This is a genomic window from Zhongshania aliphaticivorans, from assembly GCF_902705875.1.
Classification (GTDB): Bacteria; Pseudomonadota; Gammaproteobacteria; order Pseudomonadales; family Spongiibacteraceae; genus Spongiibacter; species Spongiibacter aliphaticivorans_A.
Genome location: NZ_CACSIK010000001.1, coordinates 2,233,503 through 2,255,632 on the forward strand (window position 1 = coordinate 2,233,503; position 22,130 = coordinate 2,255,632).

The following is a 22,130-nucleotide window of genomic DNA, read 5'->3' on the forward strand; positions in this document are numbered from 1 at the left end:
CTCGCCTAAACCCTTACGTTTAGAGAACTTCCACGATGTGCACGCATCGGCACAGCTGGAGTGTCAGCAACTGCTGGTGTTTCAAGTTTAGTCTCAATGGCCGTTGTTTGCGGGCCCTGACGACGAATTTCAAAAGCCTTGGTCATACGAACCGCCATATTCACGAGCTTACCTGCATCAGCCGCCGATAAATTCTGGGGAACTCGCGGACCGTTAGCACACCACACCAAGGGCAAACGATGTTGAATTAAGTTGGATAATGAACCACCCAAGCGCATTGCCTCATCTATCCTTGTCAATACCGCACCCTGTGCATTCAAAGAGCTATAAGCGTCGATAATCTCGCTTTGCACATAGGTTTCAACATCTGCGGGCAAGGTTAAATACACCGGCACATCTTGCATCGCTGACACCAGCTTATACAGCTCATTAATGCCCTGTTTATCACGGAATGAAATACCAGCCGTATCAATAAGTACTAAATTCTTTTTACGTAATAACCGGTAGGTTTTTACGGCCTCTTCTTCACTTCCAGCAACATGTACAGGTACTTGTAGAATGCGACCGTAGGCCCGTAGTTGTTCTTGCGCACCAACTCGTGCTGTATCAGTTGTTAAAATGGCAATGCCTGAACGGCCATGGGTAAGCACGTACTGCGCAGCTATTTTTGCGATTGTGGTAGTTTTACCTGCGCCTTGCGGTCCGACCAAACAAATCGCTCCCGAGCTGGGCGGCGATTGAACCGCCAATTTTTTGACCAGCAGCATTTTTAGCATTTCGCGCTGAACCGTGTCGCTCTCGTCTGCGGGTATTTCTGCGCAGAGGCGCTTGCCTAAAGCCGGATCAATATCCATTGCCGACAAATAAGCATTAAGTTCCTGCTGCTCAGGCGCTTGCTGATTGGCTTCCTGCCAATTATGGCCTTTGAGTTGTTCCATCAGCATAGACTTCATTGATGCCATTTCCTGCTTCATAGTGAGCAGTTCTTCATTCTGCGACCACACCATTTGCGGAGCAGGTTCACTTGCCTGAGCAGGTGCTGTTGATTTGCGCTCTTGTTGATAGCGCTCATCTTCATCAGTTTTGCCACGCTTTAATAAGGCGTCTAAAGCCGTTGGTTCCCGCTCAGCACCATCACTAGCCGCTCGGTTATGTTGTAAACTAGCAAAAGAGGATTCCGGCATACTCTCAAGGCTCACCACAACCTCTACACCGCCTGCAATACTGCGGCAGTCCAAAATCACCGCATCTGGGCCGTGAGCAGCACGCACCAATCTCATGGCTTGCTGTGTATCCGCTGCTTGATATTTTTTCACTTGCATTACCAACTCCCAGTGCATTTCATATTGTGAAGAAACGCTAATTTAATATTTCCGGCTTTCTACTGTTAACACGCTAAAACAGTTTAATTTAGGCGCCCTTGCTGACCTATGGTAGTAAGCAATCTAACCTGCTTACTATCGGGTACTTCGTTGTACGACAGTACCGCTAACCCCGGTACACTGCGGCGTGTAAACCGCGACACCCATGACCGTATCGACGGTGACACCAACACCACTGCCGGCTGGCCTGCTAACTCCTGACTTTGGCTGTATTCTGCCAAATCATTTTGCAGCCGTTCTGCTATGCCCGGCTCCAAACCCGCCGCGCCAGCATTGCCTCTGAGCATGTCTTGCAACAACTGTTCCAAATCAGGATCTAGCGCTGAGACAGGTAAATCTTCTTCTAAGCCATTGATTTCTTGGACAATCATCCGTCCTAGCGCAACGCGAACCCCCTCCAATAATTCGTCAGGATTTTTACTACGCGGCGCTTGCTCCGCCAAACTTTCGGCGATCATACGAATACTGCGAATTGATACCCCTTCTTTGAGCAGGCTTTGCAACACCCTAACGACAACGCTAAGAGGTAATTGTTTGGGAACAACATTTTCTACCAAACGTGGATCGGTTTTAGCTAATCGGTCTAATAACTGCTGAACCTCTTCATGACCTAATAGTTCATGGGCGTGTTGTTTAATAATTTGACTTAGGTGTGTCGCAATAACGGTACAAGGATCAACCACGGTATAACCCATAGTTTGCGCCTGATCTCGTTGGCTAGAATCAATCCACACCGCCTCCATACCAAACGCCGGATCTTTGGTTACCGCGCCACGTAATGCACCTTGAGCACCACCGGGGTTAATCGCTAATTCTTTACCCGCTTGAATTTCGCCCTGGGCGATGGTGTCACCCAGCAACTGTATACGGTAGCTACTTGGCGACAATTCTAAGTTATCGCGAATATGGACGGGTTGAACCAGAAAGCCCAAATCCTTAGAAAGTTTTTTGCGAACGCCGGTGATTCTTGCGATCAGTTCGCCACCTTGATTTCGGTCAACCAAGGGAATAAGCCGATAGCCCACTTCTAAACTCACCACATCCATGGGTGTCACTTCGTCCCAGTTTAATTCACTTGGTTCACGAGCCGCTGGCAACTCTTCAAGCTTCTCGTCTTCATCAAGTAGTTCTGGCATGTTCTTCTTTTGATTTTGCATCCACCAACCGCTGCCGCCACACGCTGCCGCCAACATTAGGAAAACAAGATTGGGCATACCAGGAATGATGCCAATTAAGCCAAGTAATGTCGCCGCCATATACAGCACATTAGGATTGGCAAACATTTGCCCAACAATTTGCTTGCCCATATTTTGTGAGCGCGAAATACGAGTAACAATAATCGCCACCGCCGTAGACAGCAGTAACGAGGGCAATTGCGCCACCAAACCATCACCAATGGTTAGCAAAGTGTAATTATGCATTGCTTGCGCAAATGTCAAACCATGCTGGGCCATACCAACGCCCAGACCACCGATAACATTGATGAACAAAATCATGATACCGGCGACCGCATCACCTCGAACAAATTTACTCGCACCGTCCATAGACCCGTAGAAATCAGCTTCGGTACGGACCTCTTCTCGGCGACGACTTGCCTCTTCCTGATTGAGTAAACCGGCATTCAAATCCGAATCGATTGCCATTTGTTTGCCGGGCATTGCGTCAAGGGTAAAACGAGCCGTCACTTCAGACACTCGCCCAGCCCCCTTGGTGACAACGACAAAGTTAATCACGACCAAAATGATAAATACGACAATACCTACAACGTAATTACCACCAATAACAAATTCGCCAAATGATTCAATGACCTTGCCCGCAGCGCCAGGCCCACTGTGCCCTTCAAGTAAGACCACGCGGGTAGATGCCACATTCAAGGCTAGACGAAGTAAGGTTGCCAGTAACAATACGGTAGGGAATACCGAGAAATCGATGGGGCGATCCACGTAAATCACCGCCAAAATGATGACTAGCGAGAGAGTAATATTAAAGGTAAAAAGCAAATCTAATAAGAAGGGAGGCATGGGTATAACTAACATACCCAAACACGCTACTAACAAGAGCAATACACCAATGCCACTATCTGCAGTCTTTTGCATCCATGCGGGCATTGCCATTGTTTGTGTTGCCATAGTGAAATCTCTAATCTATAACTAATAACACAGCTAAACTGCGCCAAAATTTCGTCGTTATAGACCAGAGTTGCAACAATAAGGCCAATTTAGATAGCGGTTATTACTGATACAAACAAGTGGCGTTTACAAAAGGTTTCCAAGGTATTCGTCTGCAATATCTGGCTGCGGCGCTTCTGGGTAATCACCGCCCATGGTTTCCCAGCTCCGCAACTGATATACATACGTCAAGATTTGTGCGACCGCAAGGTATAAGCCACCAGGTATTTCTGAATCGAGATCGGTACTGGCAAACACAGCTCGCGCCAGACGGGGGGATTCGACAATAGGAATGTCATGCTCGGTCGCCAGTTCCCGTATTTTACCCGCCGTGTTATCAGCCCCCTTTGCCAATAGCATAGGCGCCGTCATACGCGCTTCATCGTATTTTAAAGCAACCGCAAAATGCGTCGGATTGGTAATGATGACATCCGCAGTAGGCACTTTTTCCATCATTCTGTTATTGGCAGCCGCTTGCTGCATTTCACGTAACTTTGCCTTTACCTCTGGCCGGCCATCAGATTCTTTATGTTCGTCTCGCACTTCTTGACGAGTCATTTTTAATTCTTTATTGAAATTCCACAGCTGCCAAGGCACATCAATCGCAGCTATAGCGACTAAGGGTAAGCTCACAACAAAGAAAAACCACACCAATAAAGACGCACTGTTAACAATAGCTTGTTTTGGGGCTTGCAGGCCAAGTGCCAATATATCGTCAGCCATACCAGACAATAACAAAACTGCCGCCGCACCGATGAATATCATTTTCATAATGGCTTTGGCTAGCTCACCTAAGCTTCGCAATGAGAATATTTTCCCCACCCCTTTGATGGGATCCATTCTCTCAGGTTTAACACTTAAACTGAACGTCCACCCACCTAAAATAGTCGATGACACCATCACTGCGAGCAAGGCAATGGCAAGAATAGGCCATATAGTTAGTAGGCCTGTTACCAAGGTTTTGTAGAGAGCAGAAACAATTTGAGATTCACTTTCAATCAACAAAAAATCACTGGATAAACTGCTGGCAAGTAATTCTTTTAACGCCAAAGCAAGCTCACCACCGGTAAACACCAACATCGCGGCGCCACCAACCGTCACCATCATGGTGGTAAGTTCTTTGGACCTAGCTACTTGTCCTTTCTTTTTGGCATCGGCCAGCTTCTTGGCCGATGCCTCTTCTGTGCGTTCCTGACCGTCTTCGTTCTCTGCCATTATTTAGGCTCCAAGAAACTGTTCGGTAGCAATAAATGCATCACCCAACATAGACGTTAATAGCGGTAATAGATTTGGCAGTAGACGGTCTACGACCAAGAATCCAATTAACATAGCGATGGGGAAACCCACCGCAAATAAGTTTAATGTTGGCGCAGCACGACTCACAATCCCCACTGCAAGTTGAACCACTAGCAGGGCAACCACGGCGGGAATCGCTACTCGAATTGCACCTGTAAATAATTCGGCGCCGCGCATCCACACAATACTGAGCTGATCACCCGATACTCCGCTGCCACCAACCGGCCAATATTCAAAACTCCGAGCTAATAAGGCCAAAAAGTCGATATGGCCATTCATCGCAACAAAAATAAGCATGGTAAAAATTAATAGGAATTGGGATAACACCGGCACCTGTGCGCCACGCTGCGGGTCCACCATCATGGCAAACCCTAAACCCATTCCCATCGCAATAATTTGCCCAGCAAGGATAATGGCATCAAAAACCAGCTGAATAATAAAGCCAATACAGATGCCAATCAGCAATTCATTTGCCGCCATTAATAGGGCTTGATAGCCTATTAAATTCTTCACCGGCGGCTCAGGAAGCATCGGCAAGATAACTGCCGTGATAAACACCGACAATAATATGCGCGCCCGTGGGGGAATATAAGCTGCGCTAAATAACGGCGCTGTAATCATTGCACCGCCAATGCGTAAAAAGGGCAGCCACGCAGAAGCGAGTAAGACACTGAGTTGGTCTGCCGTTGGCGCGATCATAATCGGCTTAACCGACCAAACCTGGAATCATGGCAAATAGCTGTCGGGTATAATCAATCAACTGACCCAACATCCATGGCCCCGTAATACCCATAACCACAATTAATACGACGAGCTTAGGAATAAAACTAAGCGTCATATCCTGGATTTGCGTCGCCGCCTGAAACATACCTATCGCTAGGCCTGCTGCTAATGCGGATAACAATAAGGGTGCCGCCAACAGCACCGTGACATTCATTGCTTGGCGGCCCAGCTCAATTACGGTATCTGCATTCATGGCGAGGTCCCGTTAATTTGTCTTGTCGCATCTATTGTCGTCATTGATAAAAGCTCGCTGCCAGTGATCCCATGACTAGGCCCCAGCCATCCACCAATACAAACAACATAATTTTAAACGGTAAAGAAATCATCATTGGTGACAACATCATCATACCCATCGACATCAATACACTTGCCACAACCAGATCAATGACAACAAAAGGAATGAATAATAAGAAACCAATTTGGAAAGCTGTTTTTAATTCGCTAGTCAAAAACGATGCCATGAGAATTGAAAATGGAACATCCTCTGGCTTATCAAACTGTTGCATCCCAGCAATTTCCGCAAAGCGACCTATATCTTCTTCTCTAGTTTGGCGCAGCATAAATTCACGGAAAGGTGAAAATCCCGTTTCTAAAGCCTGATCGAAAGTTATTTCCTCAGCAATATAGGGTTTAATCGCATCGTTATATGCAACCTCAGCTATGGGATGCATAATAAATAACGTAAGAAATAATGCGAGGCTGAGCAAAATCTGATTAGAAGGGGTTTGTCCTGTGCCTAAGGCCTGACGCAGTATGGATAATACAATCATAATCCGAGTAAACGCCGTCATACCTAACAGCAACGCAGGCAACAGCGTCAGTGCAGTCATGATTGCAAGCAGCTGTAGTGACACGGTGTATTCTTGGCCACCGGCAGCGGTAGGCACCGAGGTTACAGCCGGTAAAGCGAGAGGTGCAGCACTGGCAAATACAGGTAGGCAAAGCCCTAATAGTGGCAATAACCGTAATAGCCTCATGATTGGTCACCCTTATTTGCAGAGCTGCGCCGATCTTCTGCCTTCTTAGGAGTGACTATTTGATGTTTCGCCAATAATTTTGCGAACGCCGATTCCGGCGGTTTGGTATTTTCATCATCCGGCGCCGAGGCCCAGCTATGCAATGTATTGATGGCAGTTGTGGTGCATCCCAGAAGTAGTTTCTCGTCGCCCACTTGCACAACCAATAATTTTTCTTTCATGCTGAGCGGGATCTGCGACACCAGCTTCACACCAGCCTGCCCTGTGCCTGCCACTAATCGGCTCCGCCTTAGCATCCACATTAAACCGACAATACACAGAATTACAAATACCAAACTGCTCACCATACCGGTGACATCAAAATTTGGTCCCGCCGGTAAATTAGCCGCCGCTGTACCGTCCGTTGCAACAACCTTTGCAACATCCTGCCCTAACACCGACAGAGGAAGTATCAGTAATACCAAGCCCCATAAAGATAGGCGGCGTGCAAGGCAGTAAATATGCTGTGCTAGAACAGTCATTAGTGACGCTCACGTTCATCTTGACCAACAACTTCGGTTAACATGATTCCGTATTTTTCTTTTACGACTACGATTTCGCCACGAGCGACAAGCGTTCCATTAACAAGGACATCTAACGGTGTTCCTGCTGCGCGATCTAATTCTATGATTGCACCTTGATTTAAATCTCTAAGATCACGAATACTCATCTTGGTCCGCCCTACTTCGACGGCAACATTGACATTGACGTCCATGATCATATCTAGACTCATATCATTACTCATGCGCCTGTTTCCTGTTGGTTTTGCTTTAGTTTGTGCTGCATTTGTGTCACCCGCTGTTATGCCCTCGGCGCTCATATCCTGCTCATTATTCATTTGATCAGTCATCACACATCCTCAATGCTGGTGTCGATTATTTTCAGATCTGCCACTCAAACAAACCGCTAATTTTTCATCGTTACTACCGAATTTACCGTACATAAATGGGCTATCATCAATCATTAGCACAACATCTTCTGCAGATGGAATATCAATAACATCGCCGACTTTTAGCAATGACACCCGCTTCAAGCTCATACGGGTTTGCGCCAAAACCGCAACCAATTCAATGGGTGCCATTTCTAAGCCCTCACGCAAACGCTCTCGCCAATCGGCGCTCGACGCCTTGCTAGTAGGCTTTGCTGGATCACTTAAACTGTCACGCACCGCATCTATGGCGCTCCACGGCACGATAGACCAAAGACCACCGGAAAACTCACCAACATTGACAATAAATCGGGTTGCAACCAAGGAGTCGGCCTCAGCAATGGTGTCTAACATACGAGGATCACTTACCTGGGCGGCAATAGCCGGCTCAGTTTTCATGACTGACTTCCAAGCACTACCTATTTCACCTAACAGAGCCGAATTTAGCATTTCCATAAAGCTAAATTCAGAAACTGATAGCTGCTCCCTCTGACCTTTTTGGATACTTCCTGTACCACCGAAATACCGATCTACCATTTGAAAAACTAGGTCTGACTCAAAGGCCAACAGCATATTGGCGCTCATTGGCAAACCACGAATCACTGAAATACTGCATGGTGCAGGCAAGGTATTTAACATTTCATCAAATTTCATGATGGTAATTTTATCAACACGAACCGCTTCAACCGTAGATACAAACTCACGCATGCGATCTCGCGTTGCCGTTGCAAATTGGGCTTGGATAAGAGACAGCGCAGGAATTAGTCTTTGTATGGCATAATCTTGCCTTGCCAAATTGTATTTCTCGCGGCTGGGATCATTTTGATCTTCGCCTGCCATTAAGGCTTCTAATTCTTCGGGATCAAGAATATCGCTCACGTCGCTATCCTCACTGAATCACGAATTTTGTAAAGTAAACGGCATCCACACCCGCCTTTCCTGACTCTTCCGTTAACACCGCGTTAATAGTTAGCAATGCTTCGTCTTGCAGAGTTTGGCGCTGCTCTGGAGTGGTAATGGCTGCCCGGTCTAATTTACTAAATAACATGAGTAAATCATTTCGAATACGCGGCTCATACTGTTCAACACGTGAGAAGGCATCATCTCGCCGAGACATCAGCTCTATTTCCACCATTAGGAATCGAATTCCTCTCTCGTTCTGCAAATTAACAACTAAAGAAGGTGATAGGCTGTAATACTCTGGCGCTTTCTTTCCCACTGCCTTTTCTTCAACAGGCTGGCCGTCTTCACCTACGGTAGTGGGCTCTGGTGCGGGAGGACGAGTAAAAAACCAAGTTGCACCTATGGCGGCAATAAGAACTACCACCTGTATAGCAATCATAATAATTTTTTTATTCATACCGCTCCCATTACCTTAATCGTCAATAATCTGCGTTCTTAATAGAGTAGAGCAAGCCTTATGCCAAATAACTATATCTTTAAATATCAATAACTTAGGAAATTTAATCACTGAATTGACAATTTTTTGGCGAAAAGCTTGAGCCCGAAGCCACTCTAACAACACAGGAAAATGCAGCTATTAGTAATAACCACAGCGAGGGTAGGCACAGATATCAACAAGAAGAAAAAACAGAGGGAATAAAACTAAAGCTCACCATCACTTTATAGGGTAGGAGTAGCAACACTCACCACGGCCATAAACATCAACTAGTGACCAATCTATAGCTCTAATAATTGCACCTAGTCAAGGGATGACCATATAAACGAGGCTTTGTGAAGCTAGGCATAATAATCAACACCACTATTTTGCAATACGACATCGACATTCATTGCGCCTACTAAACTACCTTCTTCGTCAGCGCCATTATCTACAAGCCCTGACTGATTAATATTATTATTTTTGGCAGTTTCTGATCCTTCATCGGCGGTTTGTCCAGCAGCTTGTTGTTGACCGCCATTTGCAGAGGCATTGTCATTTAAGTTTGGATTATGACTCACCTTCGCTTCTTCTAAGCGTAGGCCTTGATTTTCTAGACCGCTGTGAAGCCGCGGCATCATTTTTTCCATTAGCTCAGACGTATCCTTACTCTGTGCTTGAATTTGCACAGTAGTAGCCTCGCCTTGAACCGACAACTGCACGTGGATACTCCCTAGCTCAGCCGGATGCAATTGCATTGTTGCAGTGTGAACACCGTTGCCCGCCATCCAAGAAATCTTCGCGGACATGGCCTGTGACCATGCGGGATCAGTGAGAGCATTTTGTGTGACGGCAAGATTCACTGGCGCGCGCAGGGTGCTGGCATCTGATGATTTTGAAACAAGCGCGGTAGGCAATTCAATACTCAAGCCAGAGTCCGCACTCACATCAAGAGTGGGGTTCGTCATTTTAGCCGGCATTAAGTTTGCTGCCGAACTTAACTGCATAGCAGTCGCAAAACCTGTCGTTGGCTTGCTTAATTCTGCTGCCGAGCCACCAAGAAGACTAGCGCTTGTCTTTAAATCAGACATATTTTCAGTTTGCTTAGCAAAAGCAGCCGCGGCAATATCACCACTATCCGTCATGCCATCTGCTATATCAGCCGAATTAATACCTATCTGGCTTCCTGTAAGCGCGCTGGGCCGCTTAGACCAATCTAATTGTGATTGCTGCAAGGCAAACAAGTCACTGCGCTCATCGCCTACTTCCTGCTGACTTAGCTCATCCGCAGTCGCCGCAAAAAACGGCATATCTTCACCGCTGTCCGGCAACAAACCGCCCTCTACACCAAATTCTGACAAGGAGTCTGAGAAAATATCTACATCGCCACTTAACTGATCACCGCTTTCGTTATGTGACGCTGCAGACCCACCGGCCTGGGCATCACCCAATAACTTATTAAACGATGCCCCTGACTCCGCCGCATCACTGCCTAGGCTATTAGAGACATTGTTTTTTGGCTTCACATCATTGTTTAACAGCGGTGAACCAACACTAGTTTGCATAGTTTTCAACCTTGCTTTTTACACGTCATCTTGTAAAAAAAATTATGAATAAAATGGTAAAAGATAAATTCTCATTCAACTAACAATATATTTTAGTGGTTATACTGCAATGCTTATGCCATCACATTGTCTTGACGCATTGCCCATACAAATCGTTGACTACTTAAATCGTCTGCAGTGCGCTGCTCTACCACATCAGCCTCGCGACGCTCTTGATCTCGATAGCGATCCGTCAATTTTTGCATGCTCATTGCACGCCGGCGACTGTCCATCCAATGTTTACGATCTGCATTCATGGTGGCTTCCGCAGCTCGTAGAATATCGTTTTGCTGGTTGATAGCTGCCGCCAATTTGGCCATGAAAGCTCGAGATTCCTGCAAGCGATGTAAATCTAAAAATTCATCAACAGGCTTTCTGCTTGAATCTATATACTCTTGATAATATTGTTTTAATTCATTTAACTTTTTCTGTTGGTCCTCGTACACACGCTGGCTATTAGCAAATATATCGGCCTTTTCACGCTCATTTCGTTCTGCAATACTATTCACAGATTCCATACGCTTAGATTTCTTCAACATTCAGGCCTCTTTAGCTTCTCAAAAATCTCATCTTAGGTACCTTAAAAGCTTACCCATCTAACAGAATATTCAACTGGTCTAAGGCACTGTCAAATCGCTCTGACTCATCGTATGCCTGCTGTAAAAAGCTCACCATTCTTGGCCAAACGGTAACGGCATGGTCCAAACGTGCATCGCTACCACGCTGATAAGCGCCGATAGTGATCAAATCCTTGTTTTGCTGATACAGCGAATACATCTGTCTAAAATGACGAACCTGATCCTGATGGCTCTTGTCAGTCACATCATTCATTGCCCGACTAACAGAGCGTTCAATGTCTATCGCAGGGAAATGTCCTGCATCCGCTAGCGCCCTAGACAGCACCACATGGCCATCTAAAATCGCTCTTGCCGAATCCACAATTGGATCATTTTGATCATCACCCTCGGCGAGCACGGTATAAAATGCGGTTATCGAACCGCCACCTGCTGCACCATTTCCAGCTCGCTCAACCAATGCTGGTAAACGCGCAAACACTGACGGCGGATAGCCCTTGGTCGCTGGAGGCTCTCCAGTAGCTAGAGCAACTTCACGTTGAGCTTGAGCGAAACGAGTTAAAGAATCCATAAGTAGTAACACTTGCTTGCCTTGATCGCGAAAGTGCTCGGCGATAGAAGTTGCCAGCCAAGCGCCACGCATACGCATCAAAGGCGGATGGTCTGCCGGTGTTGCAATGACCACAGCTCGCTTCATGTCTTCAGTCCCGAGAATACTGTCAATAAACTCTTTTACTTCTCGACCACGCTCACCAATCAGCGCCACCACCACCACATCGGCTTCAGTAAATCGCGTCATCATGCCCAGTAGTACACTTTTACCAACACCGCTACCCGCAAATAATCCTAAGCGCTGACCACGCCCCACAGTGAGCAAAGCGTTAATAGAACGCACTCCAACATCTAGAGGTTCACGTATTGGCTGACGTAATAAAGGATTAATCGGAACCCCAGAAATAGATCGAGTTTGACTACACTGCAGCGGGCCTCGACCATCTAGTGGTTTAGCCGCGCCATCCAACACTCGCCCTAACAAGCCATCACCAACGGGAAAATCTGAGCCCTTGGCAATGGGAATAACACGGGCGTTAGGCATCACTCCACGCAATTCACCCGTTGGCATTAATAAGATTTTGTCCGTGGCAAAACCAACAACCTCGGTTTCTAACCATTCTCCGTCAGCGGTCTCGACTAAACAGTAGCCCCCAACGGGAGCTTTACACCCCACCGCCTCTAGCATGGTGCCAACAACACGTTTTAGCTGCCCTTCTACAACGGGCTGATCATTCGTACTTAGGCGCTGGCGGTACTGCGCAAATTTTGCAGCCATAGATTCATGTGACGTGGACATGAATACTCCTTTTTATATTAAAACCGTTGGCTAACAAGCTCATCAGCCATCTATTGGCGGAAACTCCTGCGCCCCGACTATGTCTGCGGTAATACGTTGTAAGCGGGTTTCGAGCTCTTCATCGATGCGTGAATACTCATTGCTAATACGGCAACCGCCTCGGCTGATTGTGGCGTCTTCCTGCAGAATCCATGATGAATCAATTGCTTCGCCACGATCTTCAGCGACTTGCCGAAGAACATCGGCATCTGCTGGATTAAGCCAAATGCTTAGATCACCATTACTAACCGGCAGGGCCTCTATCGCCTGATGGACAAGATTCTCAATTATTTCCGGCTTAACACTGATTTCATGCCGCAGTAATTGGCTCGCCAACACCATCGTCATTTTTAGAAGTTCACGCTCTAGCTCTGCATCTACATATTTTTGTGATTCTCGCAACGCAGCAATTGCCAGTTGAAGCTGCTGACTTTGCTCGGCGAGAATACCTTTCGCCTCCGCCTGCCCCTCTGCCAATCCTTGCTGGAACCCCTGCTTCTTGGCTTCTTCACGAAGTGCATCCAATTCTTTGGCGATATCGTTTGCTGAAGGCCCATCATTCTTAGCCACTGAGGGTTCAACGACCGGCCCTGTCATTTTTGGAGGAACCCAATTTTGATATTGGCTATTGGGCGTTATTGGTTCATTCAGATCAGGCTCATCCACAGCCACATCTTCGCCAATGATACGAGGACTAAAGACTTGGAATATATCCGCCATGACGACTCCTTAAGATGAAAGCAAGCTGATTTTATTGACCACCGATTAAACGTAGTCGTCGCCACCGCGGCCCAAATCTATCTGACCTGCATCTGCCAATTTCCTTGCAATGGCGAGAATATCTTTTTGGGCTGCTTCAACGTCACTGAGCTTCATTGGTCCACGTGATTCCATATCTTCTACCAACATTTCTCTAGCGCGCTTAGACATATTGCCTAGAAGCTTTTCACGCACTGCCTCATCAGCCCCTTTTAACGCCACCGGTAGTACGTCAGAACTCACCTCTCTCAGCAGTAACTGAATGCCTTTATCGGGAATGCTAATAAGATTTCCAAAGACGAACATTAAGTCTTGAATACGCTCTGATAACGTTTGGTTTTCTTTTGCCACCGCCTCCAAAATGCGCTCTTCGGCATCTGGGTCTAGGCCATTCATAATGCCGGCTACGGTCATTGCACCATCAATTTTTCTATTCTTAAACGTAGCGGTAACCGAGAGCTTTTTCTTTAATACAGACTGTAATTGCCTCATGGCCGACTGCGGGATCGTTTTCATATTCGCAATGCGCATGACAATATCGTCTTGTAAATTGGCTGGCATTTGCTTAAGCACTGCCACGGCCTGTGCTTGATCCATATGGGCCATCGTAATGGCAATTATCTGCGGATGCTCATCCTGAAGCATATGCAGCAACGCCTCGGGCTCCAACCAGCGCAAAGAGCTCATTTCCTGTGATTCTTCATCACCTAAAACTCGATCAGCTAAAGTACTGCCCTTTTGATCACCCAAAGTTGATGTAAATAACTTTCTTACATAGCCCTGAACCCCCACACCTAATGAGGTTTCTTGGTGTAAGGCAGACCTAAAGTCATCAACAACCGCCTCTGCCAAACTGTTATCTACACTGCGAATTGAAGCCATTGCCGTACCAATACGTTCAACCTCATAAGGCTCAACAAATTTAAGTACTTTAGACGCCTGCTCCTCACCTAACATCAATAAGAACAACGCTGCCTTTTCACTGCCGTTGCCACCAGAACTCATTGCCGCCTCAGGATTTGCCATTTTCTTCTGCCACCCATTTTTTCATTACTTGAGCAACCCGCTGCGGATTTTCATCAACAACAGAGCGCACCTCGGTCATTTTGTCCTCAAAACCCATACGCCCTGCAATGGGCGGCGCACCTAGCGCAGCAATTGCAGGATGTAGTACTTCACCACTCACACCATCTTCGCTGCCATCAGCGATAGCCTGCTGCCCCGCATGGCTAGCGTTAGTTATTTGCGCCTGCATCAAGGTTCGCATTCCTGGCCGTAGAATGGCAAAGACAATAAACAACACACCAATACCCACCAGTGACTGCTTAACCAAATTAGCAAACCAGGGAAGTTCCCAAAATCCCGGTTCGGCGGTGTCAAATTCCGCACTTTCTACTGGTCTAAAGTCTGCTGATACCACCGTTACGCGGTCACCGCGATTGGCATCAAAGCCAATCGCATCACGCACCAGTAAATTTAGCTTTTCAAGTTCAGCAGGCGACACCTCGACGCTACTCACATTGCCCTCATCATCAGCCCGTTGATGATTTGCCACCACAACCGCCACAGAAAGGCGTCTAACCATGCCGGTTGGTGTAGAGGAATGATTTAATATCCGCTCAATCTCATAATTTCTTACAATAGAGCGGTTTCCAGCATCGGCCGTTGTCTCTTCTCTAACCCCGCCATTGCCGGGTGGCTGGTTACTTAGCGCACCAGGAATACCTGTGGCATTGGCATTCACATCACCACGAATTTGCTCGTTAATTTGCTCACTGCGAATCACCTTACTCGTCGGCGTCCAGCTTTCTCGACTTTCTTCAGCACTTGAGAAATCAATATCTGCAGCGACTTTAACCCGTACCTGCCCCGCGTCAGCAAGTGGTCCCAATAATTCCTCAATACTCTCTTGGTAGGCATCTTCTATACGTTGGCGATAAGTGAACTGTCTAGAGCTTAGACCTAAATCATCCTGATCGCCTTGGTAGGACAACTGTTGACCCTGCTGATCCACGACGGTGACCTGTTCAGGCGATAAACCGCTAATACTAGAGGCCACCAAATTCACTATGGCACCCACATTTTGCTTATCAATAATGCTGCCTGGAAAAACATCCAACATTATGGATGCGCTCGCTGGTTTACGATCACGCACAAACACAGATTGTTTTGGAATGGCCAAATGCACACGGGCCTTTCTAACCTGATGCATACTCTCTATGGTGCTACCTAACTCTTGCTCCAAGGCGTAGTGAAACTTTTTGGACTGCATAAATTCACTAACACCAAATCCTTGCTCCTGTTCTAGCATTGCCATACCAGAGCCATCACGCATTACCCCCTGACCAGCAAGCTTAATTCTGGCGTCGTGAAGCTGCTTGGTAGGTACCATAATAGAGCCAGTACTGTCCTGAATCTTATAAGGAATTCCCGCAGCGTTAAGGGCATCAACCACACCAGCTGCCCGCTGAGGCTCCACATTGGCATAGAGGGTTCGGTAATCACTGCCTTGAGTCCACATCACCGCAGCCACACCGACTGCGACACTGGCAGCAATGCCGACTAAAATTAATAACTGACGAAGAACATCATTACCCGCCAGCTGCGCCAATAAATTGGCAGAAGGGCTTACATTGGTCTCAGCCATGATGAATCTCCACTGCCGCTACTACGCTGCTAATTGTTGCCATTACATCGACATCCTCATCACTTCTTGATAAGCATCTACAAACTTATTGCGCACCTCAACCATGGCCTTAAAACTCACTTCTGACTTTTGCATGTTAACCATGACTTGCGTCAAGCTGACATCCTGGTCGCCCCGCTCAAACGAAGCCGTTAGCGCGCTAGCGTTCTTTTGCGTCTCATTAACCGCATCAATAGATTGCTTAAGCATAGAACCAAAATCGACTTTTGGCGTAGCACCAACATTAATGGCTCCCAGTTGACTGGGGTCTGCTTCCGTGCGATTTATTCCCGTTTGATCACGTAGAGAGCGTATCTGTGTGAGAATCTGGTCTACTTTCATATCAGACATAGTGCTAACCCTCAGTTGGCGATGTAGCTTTGTTCACGCAGACGCGCAAGCTTGTAACGTAAAGTGCGAGGGCTAATACCTAATATTTCAGCAGCCTCTTTCTTCGATCGCCCCATCCTTAATGCGTCACTTATCACGCGACGCTCTTGATCCCTCATAAAGCCACCCAAAATCCCGTTGTCATCGGCTTGTTGCTCAAGCTCATTAAGTGCTGGCGTGACAATTTCATTACGTGGGTTAATATCGCTGATAAAGCTAAGGCCTGTTTCAAACTGGATATCCCACTCGGTAATGATCTCTTGCTGGCGAAGTATCAACGCTCGCTGAATGACGTTATCCAACTCCCGTACATTGCCCGGCCATGAATAACTCTTGAGCTTTTGTAGCGCTTCATCACTTAACATGATGCTAGGATCCGTTACGCTGCTGTCCTGACTCAAAAAATAGTGAGCTAACGGCAAAATATCACCGCGTCGTTCAGCCAAGCTAGGTACGAGCAAAGGAAAAACATTAAGTCGATAGAATAAATCTTCCCGGAAATCACCCTCTCTAACCGCAGCCCGCACATCACGGTTGCTTGTTGCAATTACCCGGACATCTAACTGAAGGGTATTTCGGCTCCCCAAACGCTCCAGTTCCCGCTCTTGCAACACACGCAGTAATTTACTTTGCAGGCCAAGATCCATCTCGGAAATTTCATCCAATAACAAGGTTCCGCCCTGAGCTTGTTCAAACTTCCCTGTGTGGCTATTTATCGCGCCGGTGAATGCGCCTTTTTCATAACCAAATAGCATCGCTTCCAACATATTTTCTGGAATCGCGGCACAATTTAAAGCAATAAATGGCGCTTCCGCACGTCGAGATTGACAGTGGATATATCGAGCATAGACTTCTTTACCTGCACCACTTTGCCCGCTGATCAATACTGTTGCATCGGTTTTAGCAACACGATCAGCCAAATCTTTTACTGCTTTCGATGCTCTGTCTGCCACAATTAGATTAGACATTGGCTCGGCCTCCATTAACTGAAGCAAGGCCTTTTGCGATAGATAGCTCCTTATGTAAACGCTGACTAGCGTATGCTATCTCTTTATGAAAAAGCTCAAAGCAATGCATTTCTATTACATTGCTTTTTTTGCTATCCACATTATTTTTGCTGTTTACGCTAACCATCGCTATAGGCTCACTTCAGTTGTATACAGACTGTAAAGCAATCCTTGTGCCATCACAAAAATACATTGTATTTCAATGAGTTAATAAAAAATAAGGGTAGATAGACGGTTTTTTGGCGAAGGTTTTTTGGCACCTATAAACAACGGATAAGTCGTTGCTATACCGTCACTAGGTAGAAGCTAAAAAGAACAGATAAGATAATTTTGGAGAGAGGTTTTGAAAGAGAAACTAACTAGAAGTTAGTGACTATACAAGAGTTTCAGTGTTGAAAAACAGTCATTTCCTTATGAAGTTATAGCACACCTAATTTTTTCATTTTTTCGGCTAAAGTAGTGCGTTGTAAGCCAAGTAATTGAGCAGCACGAGTGACAACACCATCTTCCTTACGTAGCGCTTCAGAAATAAACCACTGTTCAATATCTTGTAAGTAAGACTTCAGGTCAATTCCCTCTACCGGCAATGGTGGCTTGACATTGGCGGGTGAGACCTCTAAAGCAACATCGAAATCATCTTCACTCGGGCGAGCCAATAACGATGTCATCAAAGCATCTTGATCTGCTCGTTCGTCATTAACCTTTAATTCAACCATACCCAAAGTACGAAACTGCTTAGGTAGGTCATTCATGCCAATCAATTTACCCGGGTGGGTGATCGACAACCGTTCCATTAAATTTTCTAATTCGCGAATATTTCCAGGCCAACCATAGACTTTAAGCGCTCTCATTGCACTTGTAGAAAATCTTGGTGTGCGCATTCCTTTCGCCTCAAGCTTTTCCATAAAAATCGACATTAACGCGGCAACATCTTCGGTGTGCTCTCTAAGCGCAGGCACTTCGATAGGGAAAACATCTAAGCGGTAAAATAAGTCTTGTCGAAAAGTCCCTTCTGCGACCATATCTTCTAAATTTCGATGAGTTGCAGCCAAAATTCTGACATTACAGTGCTTGGTTTCATTGCTACCCACACGCTCAAAACAACGTTCTTGCAATACTCTGAGTAGTTTCACCTGCATTGGCAGGCTCATATCACCAATTTCATCAAGAAATAGGGTTCCGCCTTCAGCAAGCTCAAACCGTCCTTGACGAGTGGCTACAGCGCCAGTGAACGCGCCTTTTTCATGTCCAAATAACTCACTTTCTAATAAGTCTGCGGGGATCGCTCCACAATTAACGGGAACAAATGCCTTACCTGCACGGGGTGAAGCTTCATGAATACGTCTTGCGACCACTTCTTTACCGCTACCAGACTCACCGCGAATAAGGACCAAGGTGTCGAATGTGGATACCTGAGAAATCAATTCATCAAGTTCGCGCATTACGGGTGACTCCATTGTCTTTTTAGCAACTGTATTGTAACCCTGTTGGATCATTTTTTTATTCTGTTGCATTGAAAGGTCTCTCACTCTATGTAAGTAGCACCTATCATGCGAAATTGATTGCCTGTCGCAAGATAAGTCCCATCACATGCAATTGACTAATTGCACTGCCTGTTGACCTATAATGCAAGACTTTACGGAGGGGGTGAATACGTGAATGTCCTAGGTTAGGACCAAGGTCCCAATTTAATCCAAAAAGAAAAACGGATTAAGCTGGGCTATTGCTTAAATAACGATCTACATTGCGAATGTTCTTGCGTGATTGGTTTGCTTCTTGCCTCATCGTGCCCCGTTGCCGGTAAAGCATATCGCTAACTTCTTGATCAATAGCAAGAATACCTTCAATAACACTAGCTACGTTACCACTCTCCATAGGTGTACACGGCATAGCAAAGAAATCATCCATCATGATCCTGCGCCGACGCTGTTCTTCAAGGGCTGCCACCCAATCATTACTCTCTGCAAGCTCTCTAATATGTACAGTTAGCGACATCAATGCCTGCAGACTCTGCTGTCTTTCACTAAGTTCTGTAGCTATATTTTCAATCTTGTTCATTATTCACCTTTAAAATTGCCCCGCATATGACCTGCGTGTCACAAGCGGGACAACAAACAACATAAAAAGAGTGTTACTACATCGTGACGGCGGTTAAGCTCTCACTATTTGAATCAGCGCCCTGAAGCCCACTTGGTATAGCATCCCATGCTTCCTTTAATTCTCGCAACAGGGACGATACTTCATCTAAACCGCCTATATCATTGTTAATATTGGCGAGTAAAAGACGACGATTCATGTAGTCGTACAAATTCTCAAGATTGTCACTCATGCTAGAATCAATACTATGGTCCAAGCTCATCCGCAAACCATCTATAATCGACATAGTACGATTAACTGCTGTTACTTTCTGAGGAACTTCACGGCGTTGCATATGCCCCTTTGCTATGGCTAAGCGAGCAAGTGCTCCATCCATTAAAAGTTGAATCAAGCGATGCGGACTCGCTGCCGACACTTGAGATTGAGCGCCTACCGATGCATACGCCTGAGTCGCTCTACCTGCTGAATAGCTCATATTCTTTCCTCTTGATAAGCCCCGTTGCTTATCCTAATTGACGACTTTTCAGTGGTTTTCTTTAGCGTTTTATTGCCGTATTTATACGTATTTAATACTTTCACTTACGAGCTTGAGTAAACCGATCCAGGTAGATTAGCCAATTGTTCAGTAAGAAAATCACCCGTGGTGGTTAGCTGGCTTAACAAACTATCTAACGCGCTAAATTGAGCTTGATATCTCGCCTCTATCACCTCTATTCGCAAATCTAATGCTTCGCGCTGAGAGGTGATAGTATCGACCTGTGATGACAGACCAGTGGTACGATTTTCTAAAATACCATCACTCGCGGTAATATCTTCGATCAGGCTATCTAATCGAGTAGCATAACCATTATCGCTAGAAAATATCCCACTTAAGCTGCTAAAGTCTGAACTAATAATGTCGCTAAGCGTGCTTTCATCAAGCTCAAGTTTGCCTGCATCTCCCGTTGTAATACCAATCTCTGACAGCGAATCTAACTCGCTATCCAGATCACCCACAATGGTTCCCATCTCTTGCCGTAATTGATTGGCGACACTACGCACCGTAGAGTCGCCTTGCAATAAACCTGCAGTGTTTGTTTCTGCATCATAGGCTGTGAGGTCATTGATCGTTGTCATCAATGTATTGTAGTTTGTGACAAAATTTTCAACCGCTGATTCGACAACATCCTTATCTTGGCTAACATTTAAACTAAATTCATCACCAGGTGAGGCTTCAAGTACATTAAATGTCACACCCTCAATCATATCGCTAATTGTGTTGTCGGAACTGGTCTGGGTGAAACCATCAATAATAACAATAGTGTCCACCGCGGTAGTCTTTTCAACCATGCTACTAAGCTGTGTTTCTAGTGATGCATCAAAATTTAATTGACTTAAATCACCGCTACCGCCATTTACAGCACTGATGTTAATGGCATTATCTACACCTGATTTGGTAGCAGAAAAAACGAGGTGAGCGCCATCTTGATCATTGACAATTGAAGCGCTAACACCAGTATTATCTTCTGCAGAATTAATCGCATCTCGAATTTGTGTCAGTGAATCTTCACCTTCAGCAACCGTTATTGAGAAGGATTCACCGTTTACACTGATATCTAATTCACCACTTCCCACGCTAGTATCGCTGTCTGTGTAGGCTTGTGAGGCAATCTTGTGGTTGGTCGCTAACTGCTCTACTTGCACCGAATAGCTACCTACAGATGCCTCATCAGTGACGCTCGCAGTAAAAACACTAGAGTCAGAGACAACGGCATTATTTTTTGTAAACGTTTCAGCATCTTTAAGGGTACTAAGACTGCTCTGAAAGTTAGTTAACGCAGATTTAAGTGAGCCATAGGCAGATAGCCTTGCTTGAATGAGCGATTCTTTAGAGTTTAAACGTGTCTCAGTGGGACTGCGCTCCGCCTCGACAAGCTGCGAGACGATACTACTAATATCAAGCCCAGAACCGATACCCGACACGGTAACAGATGCCATATTAATCTCCCAGCCGCTACGTTCAACAGTACATTATGAATTGATATTTCTGTATGGCCATACCAATATATACTTACTAACACTACTAAAGTGTCGCTAAATTGAAGTGAAACTCACAACACTATCACTTTCTCAAATATACAATGCAGGTATTAAGCCAATCATGCCTGGTCATCGATCAGACTACCCGTTCCCTCAATAAATGCTTTTGCAATATTAAGCAGTTCCTCTGGTGGAAGCTGCCTTATCACCTCACCAGATTCAGCATGGATAACCTTGAGTATGGTGCGGCCGGTATCTTGATCTACCGAAAACTCTAGGTCGCGTTCGCGGTCTTTCAAAATTTCATTAAGTTTTGCTACAGCTTGCTCAGTACGTTCGATATTCTCTGAAGAGCCTAACTCGGTTACCAACGCCATCGCCATACGACTCAATTCACCACCAGGGGAATCACTGGATAAACTAACAGCCGACCCATCTTGCTTGGCTGTAAGCGGTAAATTGTTGCCTGATTCGGTACTTTGAGGCAGAAGATTGCCCTTCGAGGAACCCGAAACAATAGCGCTAGCTACGCCCACACCTTGAGAGATCTTCCCTACACTTGCCAACGACGAAACAGAGCCTGTTGCGCTAGTTTGTATACTTAAATTGGTGTCCATAATCTTAACCTTTCACCCTTTCAAACAGCTATTCA

Annotated in this window: 23 protein-coding genes; all 23 read right to left on the reverse strand. The window is 45.9% G+C overall.

Annotated elements, in window-relative coordinates; genetic code table 11:
* Window positions 1–5 precede the first annotated feature (5 nt).
* The 23 genes from flhF to AELLOGFF_RS10305 all read right to left on the reverse strand — a co-directional run bounded on the left by flhF (window position 6) and on the right by AELLOGFF_RS10305 (window position 22,095).
* Window positions 6–1,322 carry a flagellar biosynthesis protein FlhF gene (flhF, locus tag AELLOGFF_RS10195; protein WP_159268643.1) on the reverse strand — a complete coding sequence of 439 codons (1,317 nt, stop codon included), beginning with the start codon at window positions 1,320–1,322 and terminating at the stop codon, window positions 6–8.
* 83 nt (window positions 1,323–1,405) lie between these two features.
* A complete protein-coding gene (gene flhA, locus AELLOGFF_RS10200) occupies window positions 1,406–3,511 on the reverse strand; it encodes a flagellar biosynthesis protein FlhA (RefSeq protein ID WP_200842637.1) in 2,106 nt (701 codons plus the stop codon).
* A 126-nt stretch (window positions 3,512–3,637) separates the two neighbouring features.
* On the reverse strand, window positions 3,638–4,765 hold the full coding sequence (gene flhB, locus AELLOGFF_RS10205; RefSeq protein ID WP_159268644.1) for a flagellar biosynthesis protein FlhB: 1,128 nt from the start codon (window positions 4,763–4,765) through the stop codon (window positions 3,638–3,640).
* A 3-nt stretch (window positions 4,766–4,768) separates the two neighbouring features.
* Window positions 4,769–5,545: a flagellar biosynthetic protein FliR gene (fliR, locus tag AELLOGFF_RS10210; RefSeq protein ID WP_159268645.1), complete on the reverse strand. Its 777-nt coding sequence runs from the start codon at window positions 5,543–5,545 to the stop codon at window positions 4,769–4,771.
* Between the two features lie 7 nt (window positions 5,546–5,552).
* A complete protein-coding gene (gene fliQ, locus AELLOGFF_RS10215) occupies window positions 5,553–5,822 on the reverse strand; it encodes a flagellar biosynthesis protein FliQ (RefSeq protein WP_159268646.1) in 270 nt (89 codons plus the stop codon).
* A 40-nt stretch (window positions 5,823–5,862) separates the two neighbouring features.
* Window positions 5,863–6,606 carry a flagellar type III secretion system pore protein FliP gene (fliP, locus tag AELLOGFF_RS10220; protein ID WP_159268647.1) on the reverse strand — a complete coding sequence of 248 codons (744 nt, stop codon included), beginning with the start codon at window positions 6,604–6,606 and terminating at the stop codon, window positions 5,863–5,865.
* The gene (gene fliO / locus AELLOGFF_RS10225; RefSeq protein ID WP_159268648.1) at window positions 6,603–7,127 is read right to left on the reverse strand and encodes a flagellar biosynthetic protein FliO; all 525 of its coding nucleotides are present in this window, start codon (window positions 7,125–7,127) and stop codon (window positions 6,603–6,605) included. Before fliO ends, fliP begins: the two co-directional genes overlap by 4 nt.
* Window positions 7,127–7,495, reverse strand: a complete 369-nt coding sequence (gene fliN, locus AELLOGFF_RS10230) for a flagellar motor switch protein FliN (protein ID WP_200842638.1) — start codon at window positions 7,493–7,495, stop codon at window positions 7,127–7,129. The genes fliO and fliN overlap by 1 nt, the downstream gene beginning before the upstream one ends.
* Window positions 7,496–7,504: 9 nt before the next feature.
* Window positions 7,505–8,452 (reverse strand): flagellar motor switch protein FliM, encoded by a 948-nt coding sequence (locus AELLOGFF_RS10235; RefSeq protein WP_159268649.1) that lies wholly within the window; start codon window positions 8,450–8,452, stop codon window positions 7,505–7,507.
* Between the two features lie 10 nt (window positions 8,453–8,462).
* Complete coding sequence (locus tag AELLOGFF_RS10240) at window positions 8,463–8,933, reverse strand: flagellar basal body-associated FliL family protein (protein ID WP_159268650.1); 471 nt, start codon at window positions 8,931–8,933, stop codon at window positions 8,463–8,465.
* Window positions 8,934–9,313: 380 nt separating this feature from the next.
* Window positions 9,314–10,516: a flagellar hook-length control protein FliK gene (locus AELLOGFF_RS10245; protein WP_159268651.1), complete on the reverse strand. Its 1,203-nt coding sequence runs from the start codon at window positions 10,514–10,516 to the stop codon at window positions 9,314–9,316.
* Between the two features lie 113 nt (window positions 10,517–10,629).
* Complete coding sequence (gene fliJ, locus AELLOGFF_RS10250) at window positions 10,630–11,094, reverse strand: flagellar export protein FliJ (protein ID WP_159268652.1); 465 nt, start codon at window positions 11,092–11,094, stop codon at window positions 10,630–10,632.
* Between the two features lie 49 nt (window positions 11,095–11,143).
* Window positions 11,144–12,481 carry a flagellar protein export ATPase FliI gene (gene fliI, locus AELLOGFF_RS10255; RefSeq protein WP_200842639.1) on the reverse strand — a complete coding sequence of 446 codons (1,338 nt, stop codon included), beginning with the start codon at window positions 12,479–12,481 and terminating at the stop codon, window positions 11,144–11,146.
* Window positions 12,482–12,523: 42 nt separating this feature from the next.
* Window positions 12,524–13,240, reverse strand: coding sequence for a FliH/SctL family protein (locus tag AELLOGFF_RS10260; protein WP_159268653.1), 717 nt, complete (start codon window positions 13,238–13,240; stop codon window positions 12,524–12,526).
* Window positions 13,241–13,285: 45 nt separating this feature from the next.
* Window positions 13,286–14,305, reverse strand: a complete 1,020-nt coding sequence (fliG, locus tag AELLOGFF_RS10265) for a flagellar motor switch protein FliG (protein ID WP_159268654.1) — start codon at window positions 14,303–14,305, stop codon at window positions 13,286–13,288.
* Complete coding sequence (gene fliF / locus AELLOGFF_RS10270; protein ID WP_159268655.1) at window positions 14,292–15,926, reverse strand: flagellar basal-body MS-ring/collar protein FliF; 1,635 nt, start codon at window positions 15,924–15,926, stop codon at window positions 14,292–14,294. Before fliF ends, fliG begins: the two co-directional genes overlap by 14 nt.
* A gap of 42 nt (window positions 15,927–15,968) precedes the next feature.
* Window positions 15,969–16,316, reverse strand: a complete 348-nt coding sequence (fliE, locus tag AELLOGFF_RS10275; protein WP_159268656.1) for a flagellar hook-basal body complex protein FliE — start codon at window positions 16,314–16,316, stop codon at window positions 15,969–15,971.
* Between the two features lie 11 nt (window positions 16,317–16,327).
* Window positions 16,328–17,323, reverse strand: a complete 996-nt coding sequence (locus AELLOGFF_RS10280) for a sigma-54 interaction domain-containing protein (protein ID WP_159268657.1) — start codon at window positions 17,321–17,323, stop codon at window positions 16,328–16,330.
* A 458-nt stretch (window positions 17,324–17,781) separates the two neighbouring features.
* Complete coding sequence (locus tag AELLOGFF_RS10285; RefSeq protein WP_235035656.1) at window positions 17,782–18,876, reverse strand: sigma-54 interaction domain-containing protein; 1,095 nt, start codon at window positions 18,874–18,876, stop codon at window positions 17,782–17,784.
* Window positions 18,877–19,072: 196 nt separating this feature from the next.
* Window positions 19,073–19,420, reverse strand: a complete 348-nt coding sequence (gene fliT, locus AELLOGFF_RS10290) for a flagellar protein FliT (RefSeq protein ID WP_159268658.1) — start codon at window positions 19,418–19,420, stop codon at window positions 19,073–19,075.
* 76 nt (window positions 19,421–19,496) lie between these two features.
* Window positions 19,497–19,934 (reverse strand): flagellar export chaperone FliS, encoded by a 438-nt coding sequence (fliS, locus tag AELLOGFF_RS10295; RefSeq protein WP_159268659.1) that lies wholly within the window; start codon window positions 19,932–19,934, stop codon window positions 19,497–19,499.
* Between the two features lie 104 nt (window positions 19,935–20,038).
* Window positions 20,039–21,436: a flagellar filament capping protein FliD gene (gene fliD / locus AELLOGFF_RS10300; RefSeq protein ID WP_159268660.1), complete on the reverse strand. Its 1,398-nt coding sequence runs from the start codon at window positions 21,434–21,436 to the stop codon at window positions 20,039–20,041.
* Between the two features lie 161 nt (window positions 21,437–21,597).
* The gene (locus AELLOGFF_RS10305) at window positions 21,598–22,095 is read right to left on the reverse strand and encodes a flagellar protein FlaG (protein WP_159268661.1); all 498 of its coding nucleotides are present in this window, start codon (window positions 22,093–22,095) and stop codon (window positions 21,598–21,600) included.
* Window positions 22,096–22,130: the final 35 nt, after the last annotated feature.